This window comes from Pseudomonas sp. GD04019, assembly GCF_029837695.1.
Lineage (GTDB): Bacteria > Pseudomonadota > Gammaproteobacteria > Pseudomonadales > Pseudomonadaceae > Aquipseudomonas.
In genome coordinates this window covers 99946-115750 of the sequence record NZ_JAOEEA010000002.1, presented here as the reverse complement: position 1 = coordinate 115750, position 15805 = coordinate 99946, and the positions used below count along the sequence as shown (strand labels likewise).

At 67.6% G+C, this 15805-nt stretch carries 14 protein-coding genes; 8 read left to right on the top strand and 6 right to left on the bottom strand.

Features of this window, described 5'->3' with window-relative positions:
- Nucleotides 1–43 precede the first annotated feature (43 nt).
- Nucleotides 44–625 carry a TIGR00730 family Rossman fold protein gene (locus N7607_RS03200; protein WP_279864458.1) on the top strand — a complete coding sequence of 194 codons (582 nt, stop codon included), beginning with the start codon at nucleotides 44–46 and terminating at the stop codon, nucleotides 623–625.
- A gap of 73 nt (nucleotides 626–698) precedes the next feature.
- Nucleotides 699–1466: a tetratricopeptide repeat protein gene (locus tag N7607_RS03195; RefSeq protein WP_279864459.1), complete on the top strand. Its 768-nt coding sequence runs from the start codon at nucleotides 699–701 to the stop codon at nucleotides 1464–1466.
- Between the two features lie 9 nt (nucleotides 1467–1475).
- Here the strand turns inward: N7607_RS03195 and N7607_RS03190 are convergent, their stop codons facing one another.
- Nucleotides 1476–2330 (bottom strand): mechanosensitive ion channel family protein, encoded by an 855-nt coding sequence (locus N7607_RS03190; protein ID WP_279864460.1) that lies wholly within the window; start codon nucleotides 2328–2330, stop codon nucleotides 1476–1478.
- Between the two features lie 151 nt (nucleotides 2331–2481).
- On the opposite strand from N7607_RS03190, the gene N7607_RS03185 reads away from it, so the two are divergent.
- The 4 genes from N7607_RS03185 (at nucleotide 2482) to N7607_RS03170 (ending at nucleotide 6804) form a co-directional block, all read left to right on the top strand.
- Nucleotides 2482–3519, top strand: coding sequence for an extracellular solute-binding protein (locus N7607_RS03185; protein ID WP_279864461.1), 1038 nt, complete (start codon nucleotides 2482–2484; stop codon nucleotides 3517–3519).
- Nucleotides 3516–5237 (top strand): diguanylate cyclase, encoded by a 1722-nt coding sequence (locus N7607_RS03180; protein ID WP_279864462.1) that lies wholly within the window; start codon nucleotides 3516–3518, stop codon nucleotides 5235–5237. Before N7607_RS03185 ends, N7607_RS03180 begins: the two co-directional genes overlap by 4 nt.
- Nucleotides 5238–5357: 120 nt before the next feature.
- Complete coding sequence (locus N7607_RS03175; protein WP_279864463.1) at nucleotides 5358–6356, top strand: response regulator; 999 nt, start codon at nucleotides 5358–5360, stop codon at nucleotides 6354–6356.
- A 4-nt stretch (nucleotides 6357–6360) separates the two neighbouring features.
- Complete coding sequence (locus tag N7607_RS03170) at nucleotides 6361–6804, top strand: PAS domain-containing protein (protein WP_137970939.1); 444 nt, start codon at nucleotides 6361–6363, stop codon at nucleotides 6802–6804.
- Nucleotides 6805–6808: 4 nt separating this feature from the next.
- On the opposite strand, the gene N7607_RS03165 is transcribed toward N7607_RS03170, so the two are convergent.
- On the bottom strand, nucleotides 6809–8155 hold the full coding sequence (locus N7607_RS03165; protein ID WP_279864464.1) for a DEAD/DEAH box helicase: 1347 nt from the start codon (nucleotides 8153–8155) through the stop codon (nucleotides 6809–6811).
- 56 nt (nucleotides 8156–8211) lie between these two features.
- A complete protein-coding gene (locus N7607_RS03160; protein WP_279864465.1) occupies nucleotides 8212–10269 on the bottom strand; it encodes an AsmA family protein in 2058 nt (685 codons plus the stop codon).
- Between the two features lie 115 nt (nucleotides 10270–10384).
- On the opposite strand from N7607_RS03160, the gene N7607_RS03155 reads away from it, so the two are divergent.
- Nucleotides 10385–11167 (top strand): TatD family hydrolase, encoded by a 783-nt coding sequence (locus N7607_RS03155; protein ID WP_279864466.1) that lies wholly within the window; start codon nucleotides 10385–10387, stop codon nucleotides 11165–11167.
- An 84-nt stretch (nucleotides 11168–11251) separates the two neighbouring features.
- Here the strand turns inward: N7607_RS03155 and N7607_RS03150 are convergent, their stop codons facing one another.
- Nucleotides 11252–13282 carry a methyl-accepting chemotaxis protein gene (locus tag N7607_RS03150; protein WP_279864467.1) on the bottom strand — a complete coding sequence of 677 codons (2031 nt, stop codon included), beginning with the start codon at nucleotides 13280–13282 and terminating at the stop codon, nucleotides 11252–11254.
- 175 nt (nucleotides 13283–13457) lie between these two features.
- Here N7607_RS03150 and N7607_RS03145 point away from each other — a divergent pair, with 175 nt between their 5' ends.
- Nucleotides 13458–14351 carry an ROK family protein gene (locus tag N7607_RS03145; RefSeq protein ID WP_279864468.1) on the top strand — a complete coding sequence of 298 codons (894 nt, stop codon included), beginning with the start codon at nucleotides 13458–13460 and terminating at the stop codon, nucleotides 14349–14351.
- Nucleotides 14352–14359: 8 nt separating this feature from the next.
- Here N7607_RS03145 and ampE read toward each other — a convergent pair whose 3' ends face one another.
- Together ampE and ampD are read right to left on the bottom strand one after the other, a co-directional pair.
- A complete protein-coding gene (gene ampE, locus N7607_RS03140) occupies nucleotides 14360–15178 on the bottom strand; it encodes a regulatory signaling modulator protein AmpE (RefSeq protein ID WP_279864469.1) in 819 nt (272 codons plus the stop codon).
- A complete protein-coding gene (ampD, locus tag N7607_RS03135; protein ID WP_279864470.1) occupies nucleotides 15175–15738 on the bottom strand; it encodes a 1,6-anhydro-N-acetylmuramyl-L-alanine amidase AmpD in 564 nt (187 codons plus the stop codon). The genes ampE and ampD overlap by 4 nt, the downstream gene beginning before the upstream one ends.
- Nucleotides 15739–15805: the final 67 nt, after the last annotated feature.

The window sequence follows — 15805 nt, the reverse complement described above, 5'->3', positions numbered from 1 at the left end:
ACAGGGTTACCCTGTGCAGCCTTTTCGCCTGGGAGCACCCTGCATGAGCCTGAAGTCCGTCTGCGTATTCTGCGGCGCCAGTCCCGGCGCGCGACCGATCTACCGTGAGGCCGCCGAGAACCTCGGTCGCAGCCTGGCCGAGCGCGGCCTGACCCTGGTCTATGGCGGCGGCGCCGTCGGCCTGATGGGCGTGGTGGCGGATGCGGCCCTGGCCGCTGGCGGCGAGGTGATCGGCATCATCCCGCAGAGCCTGGAGCGCGCCGAGATCGGCCACAAGGGCCTGACCCGCCTGGAAGTGGTGGACGGCATGCACGCGCGCAAGGCACGCATGGCCGAACTGGCCGACGCCTTCATCTCCCTGCCCGGCGGCCTCGGCACCCTGGAAGAGATGTTCGAGGTGTGGACCTGGGGCCAGCTCGGCTACCACGCCAAGCCGCTGGGCCTGCTGGAAGTGGACGGCTTCTACGCGCGCCTGACCGATTTCCTCGACCACTTGGTGGCCGAGCGCTTCGTCCGCGAAGCGCACCGCGCCATGCTGCAGGTCGGCGCTTCGCCGGCCGAACTGCTTGATCGCCTGGCGGCCTGGCAGCCCACCGCGGCGCCCAAGTGGGTCGACCGCTCGTAACGCCCACGAGGCCGATGACAGTGGCGCGACGCCATGCTACACAGAGGCCCCACCCAACAAGGATGTTTCGCCCATGCCCCTGCTCGCGCTGCTGTTCATCGCCTGCCAGATCGTCTGCGGCCTGCACGTGGTCCGTAGCGGCCAGGAGCGCTACTGGCTGTACCTGATCATCGCCCTGCCCGGCCTCGGCTGCCTGATCTACTTCCTCGGCGTGATGCTGCCTGACATGCTCGGCAGCCGCAGCGGCCGCCGCGCGATCAACCAGCTGCACGACCGCCTCGACCCCGAACGTCATCTGCGCGCCCTGCGCGACGCCCTAGACCTGAGCGACACCCGCGAGACCCGCGTGCAACTGGCCGACGAACTGCTGCGCCTGGCACAACCCGCCGAGGCCGCCGACCACTACCGCGCCGCCCTGCGCGGGGTGCACAGCCACGCGCCGGACATCATGCTCGGCCTGGCCCGCGCCCAGTTCGCCCTGGACAACGCCGCCGGCTGCCGCGAGACGCTGGACCAGCTGATCCAGCACAACCCGCAGTTCCGCTCCGCCGATGGTCATCTGCTGTACGCCCGCGCCCTGAGCCGGCTGGGCGAGCTGGCCAAGGCCGAGGAAGAATTCCACGCCCTGCTCGGTCATTTCGCCGGCCCCGAGGCCCGCTATTACTACGCCCAGCTGCTGCGCCAGGCCAACCGCAGCGGCGAGGCGCGTGCCCAGCTGGAACAGATCGAGCAGTACGCAAAGCGCGCGCCCAAGCACTACCGCAACCTGCACCAGGTCTGCCTGGCCCAGGTGCGCGACGAGCTCAAGGCGCTGGACGCCCCGCAGCAGCAGAGCGCCTGACGTCCGCCCTTAGCCGGCGGCCTGCTGCACGATCACCGTCTGCGCCGCCATCGGCGCCGGGAAGCCGGCCTCGCCGAGGGCGTCCTTGATCACCTTGTTGGTGTCGAAGTAGACCTGCCAGTAGTGATCGGTGTGGCAGTAGGGCCGCACCGCCAGCACTGGGCCGACCAGGTTGAACTCGAGAATCTCCACGTCCACCGCCGGCGTCGCCAGCACGTTGTCGATCGCCGCGATGCGCTGCTTGAGCAGGGCCACGGCGGCCTTCCAGTCGGTGGCGCCGGACAGCTGGGCGACCAGGTCGACGCGGCGGAAGGCGTTGTGCGAGAAGTTCTGGATGTTGTCGCTGAAGATCTTGTTGTTGCCCACCAGGGTCAGCACGTTGTCCGGGGTGTTGATCGCGGTGACGAACAGGCCGATCTCGGTGACGGTGCCGGTGACGCCGCCGGCACAGATGAAATCCCCGACCTTGAACGGCCGCAGCACGATGATGAAACCGCCCGCCGCCAGGTTGGCCAGCAACCCGGACCAGGCCATGCCGATGGCCAGGCCGACCGCCGCGATCAGCGCGGCGAAGGTGGTGGTCTGCACCCCGAAGTAGCCGAGGATGCCGATCACCAGCAGGATGTTCAGCGTCACCGTGATGAAGTTGCCCACGTAGCGCAGCACGGTCGGATCGACCTTCTGCCGGCCCAGGGTCTTCTGCAACAGGCCGACGGCGAAGCCGATCAGCCAGCGCCCGATCACCCAGAAGGCGATGGCCGCGAGGATCTTCGCGGCGAAGGCGGCACCGTACTGCGCCACCATGTCCATCAGCTGGTTGACCTTGGTGGTCCCCACCGTGATCAGCGATTCGCCCTCTTCCATTGTCCTGCCCTCGCACGCCATGAATGACAGCAAGAACGCTAGCACGGCATGGCCGAAACGCCCTGGCGCAGCGTCCGCTTTGCCGCTACGGCAAGGCACTTGGCCATCGTATACACTGCTTAGGCGCCCTCCTCGTTGCCCGGTCCGCCCCATGCGCCCGATCCTGGTGTTGCTCGCAGTTCTGCTACCCCTGGCCCCGGGCTTCGCCGCTGCCAGCGAGACGGTGCTGCGGTTGCTGACCTGGCCCGGCTATGCCGACGCCGACCTGGTGGCGCAGTTCGAGCAACGCCACGACGTGCGGGTGGAAGTCACCCTGGTCGGCAACGACGACGTGCTGCGCAGCAAGCTGGCGGAGAACAATGGCGGCAACTACGACCTGATCGCCGCCAACACCGCGGAGATCGACCGCTACATCGACCAGGGTCTGTTGCAACCACTGCAGCCGACGCGCATCACCAATACCACTCGCCAGCTCTGGCGCTTCCGCGACTATCCGAAGATTCCCGGCATCAGCCGCGACGGCAAGGTCTACGCCGTGCCCTACACCTATTCGGAGATGGGCCTGATCTACGACCGCAGCCAGTTCAGCAGCCCGCCACAGTCCATCACCAGCCTGTGGGACCCGCAGCTGCAGGGCCGGGTGCTGGCCTTCAACGGCAGCAGCCACAACTTCTCCCTGGCCAGCCAGGCACGTGGACGCGACCCGTTTCGCATCGAACCCGACGACTTCCCCCAGCTCACCGAGCAGCTGATCGCCCTGCGCCGCAACGTGCTGACCTTCTATTCGCTGCCCGAGGAGGCCGCCAGCCTGTTCAAGGAACACCAGGTCGCGCTGCTGTTCGCCAACTACGGGCGCCAGCAGCTCAAGCAGTTGCGCGACAATGGCGCCGACGTCGGCTACGTGATCCCCCGCGAGGGCGCCTTGGCCTGGCTCGACTGCTGGGCGATCAGCCGCGGCGCCCGTGACCTGAAACTGGCCGAAGCCTGGATCGACTTCGCCCTGGAACCGCCGATGAGCCGCGCCCTGGTGGAGCGCCAGGGTCTGTCCAACACCCTGCAGGAGGCGGAAAGCAGCGGAGTGCCAGGGCGCATGATCTGGCTACGCCCGGTCGAAGACGCCGACCGCCGCACCCGCCTGTGGGAGCGCATTCTCTCCGGCGAACGCCCGCCGCTGACGGAGGCGCCATGAAGTTCGGCATCGCCTTCAAGCTCGGCTGCCTGCTGGCGCTCTTCGGTGTGCTGGTCTGCGGCCTGACCGGCTACTACTCCTACAGCAGCAGCCGCGCCACCCTGCTCAAGGCCGCCGAGCGCGACCTGCTCACCGCCACCCAGGTGCTCGGTCGCAACCTGCGCGGCAGCATCGACGGCGTGGCCCGCGACGCCCTGCTCATGGCCGAAGTATCCAGAGCCCGCGACCTGCCCCGGGTGACCGACGAAGACCGCCGCGAGCACAGCGAACATGACCTGGCCGAGCTGTTCCGCGCGCAGATGCAGGTGCACCCGGAATACATGCAGATCCGCCTGATCAGCGCCACCGGCCACGGCCTGGAACAGGTGCGCATCGACCGTGACGGCGAGCGCCTGCTGAAGATTGGCGGCGCCAAGCTGCAGGAGAAGGGCCACTACGCCTACGTGTTCGACACCCTGCGCCTGCCGCCGGGCGAGGTACGCCTGTCGCCCATCGTGATCAACCACGAACTGGGCGCCCACTCGGGCCTGGGCAAGCCGACGCTGCACGTGTCCACCCCGGTAGCCGATGCCGACGGCAAGGCCGGCGCCCTGATCGTGATCAACGTCGACCTGGACCAGCTGTTCGCCCAGATCAAGAGCGACCTGCCCAGCCACTACCAGGTGTACCTGAGCAACCGCTGGGGCGACCTGCTGATCCACCCCGACCATCGCCGCACCTTCGGCTTCGACCAGGGCCGCCGGCTGTTCATCCAGGAGGAGTTCCCCGAGGTCGCCGCCCTGCTCGACGAAGACAAGGAGAGCAGCCTGGTCAGCCACGCCAGGGACAGCGCACATGACCTGGTAGCCGCCTTCGTCCGCCTCACCGTCAACGCCAGCAGCCCGGAACGCTTCATCGTGCTCGGCCTGGCCCAGCCGGAAGACCACGTTTTGGCCGAAACCAATCGCCTCGGCCAGCGCATTGTCCAGGTGGTGATCCTCTCCAGCCTGCTGACCCTGGCCATCGCCATCATCGCCTCGCGGGCCATGACCCATTCGCTGAAGAGCATCACCCTGGCGGTAGAACAGTTCACTCGCGAGCGCCGCAGCGGCCCCCTGCCGGTGCAGCGCCAGGACGAGCTGGGCCAGCTGGCGCGCAGCTTCGCGCAGATGCAGGAGGAGATCCTCGACCAGCTCGACGAGCTCAACCAGAGCCGCAACGCCCTGGAGCACCTGGCGCGCCACGACGCGCTCACCGGCCTGCCCAACCGGCGCATGTTCTTCGAGCGCCTGGAACACGCCCTGGCCAACGCGCGGCGCAGCGCCATGCCGCTGGCCGTGCTGTTCGTCGACCTGGACCACTTCAAGCAGCTCAACGACAGCCTCGGCCACGGCGCCGGCGACCGCGTGCTGCAGGCGGTGGCCAACCTGCTGCGCTCGGCCACCCGCGAGAGCGACACGGTGGCGCGCCTGGGCGGCGACGAGTTCGTCATCCTGATCGAGCAGATGGACGATCCGCAGCGGGTCATCGCCGTGCTGCACAAGCTGCACGAACGCTTCCAGCTTCCCATGCTGCTGGACGGTCACGAGGTACAGGTGCAGGCCAGCATGGGCGTCAGCCTGTTCCCGCGTGACGGCGACGACATCGAATCGCTGCTGCAGCAGGCCGACCGCGCCATGTACGCGGCCAAGAATGCCGGACGCAACACCTACAGCTACGAGGCCCACGAACAGCGCTGAGTCGTTGCCGACCGCGGCCGTCTCCGGCACTAGTTACCGTCGCCCTCATGTTTTCCCCTATCGCGACCTGGGCGGCGCGCCGTCTATGCTTGCCTTAACGTTCATCATCAGGTGACTCCAGTGCTTCCACTGCTGGTCTGCGACGACTCGACCATGGCGCGCAAGCAACTGATCCGCGCCCTGCCCCCCGAATGGCCGGTGACCATCACCCAGGCCAGCCATGGCGAAGAGGCCATGGCCGCGATACGCCAGGGCCTGGGCGCCGTGGTGCTGCTGGACCTGACCATGCCGGTGATGGACGGATACCAGGTGCTGGCCAAGGTGCGTGAGGAAGGGCTGGATTGCCGCATCCTGGTGGTCTCCGGCGATATCCAGGACGAGGCCCAGCGGCGGGTCGCCGAGCTCGGCGCCCTCGGCTTCATTCAGAAGCCGGCGCCGGCCGACGAGCTGCGCGCCACCCTCGAACGCCTCGGCCTGTTCCAGCCGCCGGCCAACGGCGAGGCGGCGCCAGCCCATGAAGAGCCGCTGTTCAAGGTCGGCTTCCGCGACGCCTTGCGCGAGGTCAGCAACGTCGCCATGGGCCGCGCCGCCGCCCTGCTGGCCGCGGAGCTGGGCGTGTTCGTGCAGCTGCCGATTCCCCAGGTCAACCTGTTCGAGGTCAGCGAGCTGCACATGGCCCTGGAGGACGCGCGGCGTGGCGAACACCTCAGCGCCGTGTGCCAGGGCTTCATCGGCGAGGCCATCGCCGGCGAGGCGCTGCTGCTGTTCCACGACTCGGAAGTGGCCGACATCGCCCAACTGCTCGGCTGGCAGCCAAAGGACGCCGGCGAGACCTCGGAGATGCTGCTGGACCTGGCCAGCATCCTGATCGGCGCCTGCCTGGCCGGCATTGCCGAGCAGATCGACATCCGCTTCTCCCAGGGCCACCCGCAGCTGCTCGGCCAGCACGCCGCCATCGGCGAGCTGATCCAGCTCAATCGCGAGCGCTGGAAGAAGACCCTGGCGGTGGAGATCAGCTATGGCCTGGAGGGCCACGCCGTGCATTTCGACCTGCTCCTGCTGTTCACCGAGGACTCGCTGCCCCGGCTGACCGGCAAGATCCATTACCTGATGGAGTGACCCCATGACCGGCCGCGCGCAGATCGACATGCAGGAACTGCACTGGTTGCTCGACATCGTCCAGTGCCTGGACGTGGGCGTGCTGGTGCTGGATCGCCAGTACCGCATCGAGGTGTGGAACAGCTTCATGGAGAACCACTCCGGCCTGGGCGCCGACCAGGTGCAGGGCCGCGAGCTGTTCGAGCTGTTCCCGGAGATCGACCGGGCCTGGCTGGAGCGCAAGGTCAACAGCGTGCTGCGCCTGGGCACCCGCGCCTTCAGCCTGTGGCAGCAGCGCCCGTATCTTCTGCGCTTCAAGAGCTACCGGCCGATCACCGGCCAGGCCGACTTCATGTACCAAAACCTCACCGTGCTGCCGCTGGCCGCCTCGCGGGGCCAGGTCGAGCATGTGTGCCTGGTGATCTACGACATGACCGACGCCGCCGTCGGCCAGCTGCGCGGCGGCTAGCGGGTCAGCGCTTCTTCGGCCCGGGCTTGGGCTTCTCGCCGAACCTGGGCACCGCGCGCACGGCCTTGGCCCTGGGCTTGTCGTCCTCCGCATCGAACCAGTTGCCCAGGTGGATCTTGCCCTTGCCGCCCGCACCGGCGCCGGGTATCAGCTTCTGCTTGGGCTTCTTCGGCTTCTTCAGTACGGCGCCGCTGGCGTCGGTCACCGGCACCCGGTGGTCCGGCTCGAAGCCCGGCTCGTCCTGGCGGCGGATCACCTGGCGGGTCAGCACCTCGATGGCGGCCAGCAGCTGCACCTCGTCGGCACACACCAGCGACACCGCCTCGCCGGTGGCCCCGGCACGACCGGTACGACCGATGCGGTGCACATAGTCCTCGGCGACGATGGGCAGGTCGAGGTTGACCACCAGCGGCAGGTCGTCGATATCCAGGCCGCGGGCCGCCACATCGGTGGCCACCAGCACGCGCACCTCACCGGCCTTGAACCGCTGCAGCGCGCGCAGGCGCGACGGTTGCGGCTTGTCGCCATGGATCGAGTCGGCGGCGATGCCTTCGGCCAGCAGCAGCTGTTCCAGCTCGTCGACGCCCTTGCGGGTCTTGCCGAACACCAGCAGCTGGTCCCAGCCGCGCTCGCGGTACAGGTGCAGGAACAGCTCGCTCTTGCGCTTCTTGTCCACCGTCACCAGCCATTGCTTGACCCCTTTGGCCGTGGCGTTGCGCGGACTGACCTCGATGGACAGCGGGTCGCGCAGCAGTTCCTTGGCCATCTGCCGGATGGCATCGGAGAAGGTGGCGGAGAACAACAGGGTCTGGCGCTTGCGCGGCAGCGCGGCGAACAGCTCGTCCAGCTCGCTGGCGAAGCCCAGGTCGAGCATGCGGTCGGCCTCGTCCAGCACCAGCGCCTGCAGCTGGTCGAAGCGCACCGCGTTCTGCCGGTACAGGTCGAGCAGGCGGCCGGGGGTGGCCACGAGCAGGTCGATGCCCTTGCGCAGCTTGAGCATCTGCGGGTTGATGCTGACCCCGCCGTACACCGCGTAGGTGCGCAGCGGCAGGTTCTGCGCGTACTGCTGCACGGCCTGCTGCACCTGCTCGGCCAGCTCGCGGGTCGGCACCAGCACCAGCGCGCGCACCGAGTTGGCCGCCACTTGGCTGCCTTCCATCGTCAGCTTTTGCAGCAGCGGCAGGGCGAAGCCGGCGGTCTTGCCGGTGCCGGTCTGCGCCGCGGCAAGCACGTCGCGACCCTTGAGCACGGCGGGGATCGCCTCCTTCTGCACCGGCGTCGGCGTGCGGTAGTCGAGCGCCTCGAGAGTGCGCAGGATGGGATCGATCAGGCCGAGGGTGGCAAAGGACATGGGGCGGAACCGGCAGGGGAACGAGCGCGCATTGTACCCGCTGCACAGGATAGCGCTCAGCCCTGCTTCTGCATCTGCCGCAGCAGCGGCGTGCACTGGCTGGGCTCGTCGCCGCCACTGGGCGCCACCAGTGCCAGCAGGCCGGCCGCCGGCGCCACCGCCACGCCGAGCGCCACCAGGCCGACGCCACGCAGGGCCAGCGGTGTGCCCTTGACCCCGGCGTCGGGATTCTTGAAGGTGCCGCGCACGAAGAGCGGCGAGCGCAGGGAGAAGATGCGCAGGCCCTTGGCCGCGGGGGTGACGACGAAGTCGAGGCGCTCGTCGGCGAAGCTGGCGTTGCCGTCGACCTTGACCAGCGCATTCTCGGTGTCGACCACGAACAGCCGGCTGCTCATCAGCCCGTTGCGGATGCCGAGGTCGGCGGCGGCGCAGTTGATCCGTACCTCCTCGTCGCCGAACAGCTTGCCGACCAGGTAGTTGCCGACGTTGAGGCCGGCGATCTCCAGCAGGCCGCGGCTCACCGCGCCATCGTTGATCAGCATCTTCAGCTCGCCATCGGCGCTGCCCAGCAATGCCGCCACCGAGTTGCCGGTGCCACTGAGTTTGGCGTCGCCATTCAGCGCGCCGAGGCTGGTCTGCATCGGCGCGAAGGTGGGAAACAGGTGTTTGAGCTTGAGGTCGCGTGCGGCCAGGCGCACCCGGCCCTGCATGGGCGTGACCGCACCGTCGAGGCGTACCTGCGCATCCAGGTTGCCGCCGGCCATGCCGAAACGCAGGGGTTCCAGGCTGAGCACACCGTCGTTGAGCACCAGGTGGGTGTCCAGATCACGGATCGGCAGTTTCTCGTCATGCACGATGCGCTGGCCGGTGAAGCGCACGTCGGCGTCCATGCTGCGCCAGCGCTCGGTGCGGAACTCCTCCACCGGCAGTACCTTGTTCGCCGGCTGGCTGGCGGCGGCGCCTCGGGCCTTCTTCTCGGCATTGGAATCGGCACCGATCAGCGGCGCCAGGTCGGCGAACAGCAGCTGATTGGAGGTCAGTTGGCCGGACAGCTTGGGCCGCGGCTGGCGGTTGACGAAGGTCAGGTCGCCATGAATGTCGCTGTCGCCGATGCGGCCGTTGAAGCCCTGGTAGCGGAACAGCGCGCCATTGGCATCGCGCAGGTCCGCCTGCAGGCGGCCGTCGGTGCTGTATGGCGGGGTGTCCGGCAGGGTCACGCCGGTCAGCGGATAGAGTTGGCTCAGGCTGGTGCCGGCCAGTTGCAGGCGCAGATCGAGGGCGCCGAGGTTCTGCGGATCGGTGAGGCTGCCGGCGACCCGGATGCGCGTGCTGCCGATGCGCACATCGGCCTGCAACGGGAACGGCAGGCTGGCGTCCTGCAACGCCAGCAGGCCGCCGACCTTGCCGCTGCCGCTCACCGCCTGGCCCTGGAAGCGCCCCTTGGCACGCCAGGCGAAGGCGTAGTCCTGGGCCGCCGCATGTTCATCGGCCAGGCGCTTGGCGGCGCTGTCGCCGACTATCTGGGCAAACGGGATGGGCGCTCCGAGCGGATCGATCTGCGCCTCGAGGCGGGTCTTCGACACCTGGTCGTCGAGGCTGACCACGCCATGATCGAAGCCTATGGTGCCGATATCCAGGGTCCAGGGGCTCGGTTCGGCGGTCTCATCCGGCTGCTGGCCACCCAAATCGAAGGTCCAGTTGGCGCGGCCATCGGCCAGGCGCTGCAGGCTGGCATATGGCGCGCCGAGCTGGATGCGCGGAATGCTCACGGTCTTCCACAGCAGCGGCAACGGTGCCAGGCGGAACTGCACCCGATCCAGGCTGACGAAGGTGTCGCCCTCGGCCCACTCGGGATTGCCCAGGTTCAGCTGTTCGGCGGCGAAGTGCGGCCAAGGCAGCCAGGCGCGCCAGCCGCCCTCCTCCGGTTCGCGCTGCCAGACCACGCTGAGGTTGCCCTCGATGGCGAACGGCCGGTTCAAGGCCTGCGACACCTTGTCGTTGATGGTCGGGCGCAGCAGGTTCCAGTCGAACAGCACCAGAAACAGCATGAGCGCCGCGACCGCCAGAAGCAGTACGGCCAACGCCCCGCTCAACCACTCGCGCATCCTCAGCATCCCTCGATTCCCATTCTGCTCACTGCAGTTTCGACTGACGAAACGCGGGAACGCTCCCCAGGCTGGTGCACTCGAGTGAAATACCCGATGCTGGAACCCTCAACCGGACCCGCCCATGCAGCTGATCGACACCCACACCCACCTCGACTTCCCCGACTTCGACGCGGACCGCGACGAACTGCTGGCACGCAGCCGCTCGGCAGGTGTGGAGAGGCTGGTGGTGCTCGGCGTGTACCACGACAACTGGCAACGGCTGTGGGATCTGGTGCAGAGCAACGAGGGCCTGTACGCCGCCCTCGGCCTGCACCCGGTGTACCTGCAGCGGCACCGCCCCGAGCACCTGGAGCAGCTGCGCGATTGGCTGCAACGCCTGGCCGGGCAGCCACGGCTGTGCGCGGTGGGCGAGTTCGGTCTGGACTATTACGTGGAGAGTCTGGACCGCGAGCACCAGCAGCAGCTGTTCGAGGCGCAGCTCGGCCTGGCCGCCGAGTTCGAGCTGCCGGCCCTGCTGCATGTCCGGCGCGCCCATGCAGCGACCATCGCCACGCTCAAGCGCTACAAGCTGCCACGGGGCGGGGTGATCCACGCCTTCGCCGGCAGCTACGAGGAGGCGCGCGAATACATCCGCCTCGGCTTTAGGCTGGGGCTGGGCGGCGCGCCGACCTGGCCCCAGGCCCTGCGCCTGCGCAAGGTGATCCCGCGCCTGCCGCTGGAGGCCATAGTGCTGGAAACCGACGCGCCGGACATGGCCCCGGCCATGTACCCCGGTGTGCGCAACAGTCCCGAGCACCTGCCGGATATCTGCGCCGCCCTGGCCGAACTGTGCGGGGTGACGACCGAAGAGCTGGCCCGCGTCAGCAGCCGCAACGCGGCCGAGCTGTTCGGCTGGTCGAACTGAGAGAAGACAGACGCCCGCGGCTTTCACCCACCCGATAACGACAAGGCCCGCCGATTGGCGGGCCTTGCTTGCAGGGGTGGCAGATCAGACGCGGAAGGCGCCGATCAGCTCCTTCAGCCGCGCCACCTGATCGGACAGCGCGCGGCTGGCCTGCTCGGTCTCGACGGCGCCCTCGGCAGTGCGCTCGCCGGCCTGGTTGATCTCGACGATGTTCATGTCGATATCGTGGGCCACGGCGGTCTGCTGCTCGGCGGCAGCGGCGATCTGCTGGTTCTGGTCGACGATCATGCCGACCGCACCGAGGATATTTTCCAGCGCGTGCTGCACCTGGGCCGACTGGTTGACGGTGCTTTCCACCATCTGGTGGCTGCCGTTCATGGCGGTCACCGTAGCCCCCACGCCGCTCTGCAGGCGACCGATCATCTGCTCGATCTCCTCGGTGGACTGGTGGGTACGCTTGGCCAGGTTGCGCACCTCGTCGGCCACCACGGCGAAACCGCGGCCCTGCTCGCCAGCCCGCGCCGCCTCGATGGCCGCGTTGAGCGCCAGCAGGTTGGTCTGCCCGGCGATGCCCTTGATCACGTCCAGCACCTGGCTGATCGAGGCGCTGTCGGCCGCCAGCTGGTTGATCACGGTCACCGACTGGTCGATCTCGCTGGCCAGACGCTGGATGCTGCCGACCTGCGACTCGACCATGGCGCGACCGCTGACGGTCTCGTCGTTGACGCTCTGCGCGCTGCCCACCGCGGCGGCGGCGCTGCGCGCCACCTCCTGGGCCGTGGCGGACATCTGGTTCATCGCCGTGGCCACCTGCTCGATCTGCCCGCGCTGGGCGGACACCGCCTGGCTGCTCTGGCCGGAGACCAGCTCGACGCGATCGGCCTGGCGCTCCACCTCGGTGACGGTCTGGCCGACCAGCTCGATCAGGTCGCGGATCTTCGCCACGGTGCCGTTGAACACCTGGCCCAGCTCGCCCAGCTCATCCTTGCTCTTGACGTTGACGCGCACGGTCATGTCGCCAGCGGCGACCTGGCCGAGGGTCTTGCCGAAGCCCTTGAGGGTGCTGCGGGTGGACACGTAGAAGCCGCCGTACAGGTAGCCGATGGCGAGGAACAGCACCACCAGGGCCACGACCAGCAGGACCATCTGGGTACGCTTCTGCTCCAGGCGCTGGCTCAGCTCCTTGTCGAGGAAGTCGAGCACCGAATCGTTCAGCGCGTAGGTCTTGTCGATGGCCGCGCTGAGCTGGTCGAAGAAGCCCTGCCAGGGCGCGTCCAGGCTGTCGGCCATGAGCAGCTGCTCTTCCAGCACGGCGCTGATCTCGGTCAGGCTGTTGCGGCTGGCCTCGGCCTTGTCCCCCAGCTCGCGCTTGGCGTGAGCGTTGCCATCCAGCGCGCTCTGCAGCTTGAAGCCGTACTCGGCGTGCAGCTTCTCCAGCTCCAGCAGCAGCTCGTCGAGCTTGGTGCTGTCGGAAGAGCCGAGGATGCCCTGGCCGAGGGAATAGGAGCCCAGGGCGCGGCCCTTGCTCAGGGCCTCGGTCACGGGCGGGCTGGACGTGGTCATCAGCTCGGTCATCTGTCGCACCGTCAGCTCGCTGTCCTGGCTGAGACCGGACTGGCTGGCGACGAACTTGATGAACACCTCGGAGTTGTCCAGCGCCTTGACCACCAGGCCGGCCTTGCTGCGCAGGGAAGACTCGGCGGCCACCGCATCCATGGCCGACTTGATGGCATCGCGCTGGGCGTTGAACTCCTCGATCTTCTGCGCGTCATCACTGGGCGACTCGAGCGCACCGAGCATCTCGCTGACGCCGGTTTCCAGCGGGCCGATCAACGCGGTCAGCTTGTCCGCTTCACCGGACTGACCGAGGACGGCATTGATCTCGTAAAGGTCGTTGAGACGTTCCAGGTCCTGGCGCATCTTCATGCTCTGCTTGAGCAGCGCAAGGCTCTGCAGCTCGGTGCGCGTATCGACGAAGGCGTCGTAGGACTCGCGTACCAGGAAGTAGTTGGTGACCAGCATGGGCAGGAAGAACAGCACGCTGATCAGGCTGAACTTCATGCCGAAGCTCATACGGTTCATCAGAGCGATGGCAGGGTACAACACGCTATTCACTAGACGTCTCCTGTTGCCATTATTGTTTTTTGCCAGCCGGGAGCGGGCTGATCTATTGAACGGCAAGGTAGCGGTATTTCTGAAATTCTAGCGGGAGTGGCCATTTGCCAGGCACAGTGCCCCCACAGCCTGTATACCGGATATCGGCCTTTGCCTCTGTAACTTAAGGTTAAGAATGCGCACACCTTTTCGCCTCGGCATTGATCTGGATGGTACTAAGACGGAAATTATCGCCCTCGAAGGTTCCGACGAGCGGTTGCGGCAGCGCCTGCCTACCCCGCAGGGCGATTACCAAGCCACTCTACACACCATAGTGCAGCTGGTGAGCGAAGCCGAGCGGCAACTGGGAGATAGCGGCAGCGTCGGTGTCGGCATCCCCGGCACCCGCTCGCCAGACCACGGCCGCATCAAGAACGCCAACTCCGTCTGCCTGATCGGCGAGGACCTGCAAGGGGACCTGGAGCACCTGCTGCAGCGCCCGGTCCGTCTGGCCAACGATGCCGACTGCTTCGCCCTGTCCGAAGCCACGGACGGCGCAGGGGCCGGCGCGGCAAGCGTGTTCGGGGTCATCCTCGGTACCGGCGTGGGCGGCGGCATCGTCATCCACGGCCGCCTGTTGAGCGGTCCGAATGCCATAGCCGGCGAGTGGGGCCACAACGCCCTGCCCTGGCGCAACGCGGAAGACGGCCCGGCGCGGCGCTGCTACTGCGGCCTGGAAGACTGCATCGAGACCTTTCTCAGCGGCCCCGGTTGGGCCGCCCGCAGCGACCTGGGACTGGGCGCCACGCAACTGGCCGAGGCGGCACAGCGTGGCGAGGCGCCTGCCGTCGTGGCGCTGCAACGCTACTGCGAGCAATTGGCGCGGGCGCTGGCCTCGGTGATCAACGTCATCGATCCGGAGGTGATCGTGCTGGGCGGCGGCCTGTCGAACATGCCGGCGCTGTACCGGGAGGTACCACGTCTGCTGGTGCGCCATGTGTTCTCGGACCGGGTCAACACCCGCCTGGTGCAGGCCCGCCACGGTGACTCCAGCGGCGTGCGCGGCGCCGCCTGGCTCTGGCCGGAGTAGAAGCTGACTTACAGCAGCAGGATCCACACAGCGAAGGCGGCATACCACAACACCGCGGCACGGATCAGCAGCTGCCACAGCTCGTCCAGGCTGCTGGCGCCCTGCTCTCCCGCCTGCGGTTCGGCCAGCTCGCTGGCGGCGCGTCCGGCATGGGCCACCAGTCGCGCGGCCGGTAGCTCCCATGCCAGCAGATCGTGCAATACGGCGCGACTGACCGCGGCAAAGTTGCCCACCAGGCCAAAGCTGGCGGCCAGCACCCGTACCGGCAGCCAGTCCATGGCATGGCGCAACTGCGCCGCCCGTTCGGCGACAGCAGGGCTGGCATGTTCGGCGCTCAACGCCAGCAATCTGTAGCCCAGGGCCGGCAGCGGACCGAGCAGCGCGTACCAGAAGATCACCGCGAAGAAGCCCTGATAGGCCTGCCACAGCTCGTAGTCCTGCACCCGCTCGAGCAACTCGGCCTCGCCATCGGCGGCCACGCCCAGATCGCGCTCGGCCACATGCAGCGCGGCCTGGTCGTCGCCACGACGCCAGGCATCGCGGAACGGCCCCAGCGCCGCCAGCACATCGCCACGCCCGAGGCTGTAAACCAGCACCAGCAAGTGCACCGGCAGCGCCAGCCAGCCATAGGCCAATGGCTCGAGCGCCAGCAGCAACAGGCCCAGCAACGCCAACGGCAGCAACACCGTCAGCAACAGGGTTTGCCATGGCGAAGGCCCCTCGCTACGCGCCAACCATTGCAACCAGGGGCCATCCTGCTGGATACGGCGGCGCCCGGAGGAAAACTTCTCCACCCAGAGCACCAGCAGCAGCACCAGAAAATTCATTTACCGCTCTCCTCGGTCTGCAGGGCCGCACGCAGGCGTGCCCAGTCGAAATAGGGCCCCGGGTCGGTCTTGCGCCCCGGCGCGATGTCGCTATGGCCACGGATGCGCTCGACGTTCAACTCAGGATAGGCGCGCAGCAGCTCTCTCGTCAGGGCCACCAGAGCCTGGTACTGGGTATCGCTGAAGGGCAACTCGTCGGTGCCCTCCAGCTCGATGCCAATGGAAAAATCGTTGCAGTTCTCCCGCTCCTCGAAGCGCGACACGCCGGCATGCCAGGCCCGCTGCCCACAGGAGACGAACTGGGTAACGGCACCATCACGTTCGATCAGGAAGTGCGCGGACACCGTCAGATGGGCGATGCCGGCGAAGTAGGGGTGCTCGTCGACCGGCAGTTGGTTCTGGAAGAACTGCTGCACCTTGCCGGTACCGAACTGGCCCGGCGGCAGGCTGATGTTGTGGATCACCAGCAGGGAAACCTCTCCCTGCGGGCGCTCGTTGAAGTTCGGCGAGGGGCAGTGACGGGCTCCGTCACACCAGCCGCTGGCAGGGTCCAGCCGCATTGCAGGCTCCTTGAAGACTGGCGCCACTCTAGCAGACTGCACCAACGAAAACGCCCGGCACAGAGCC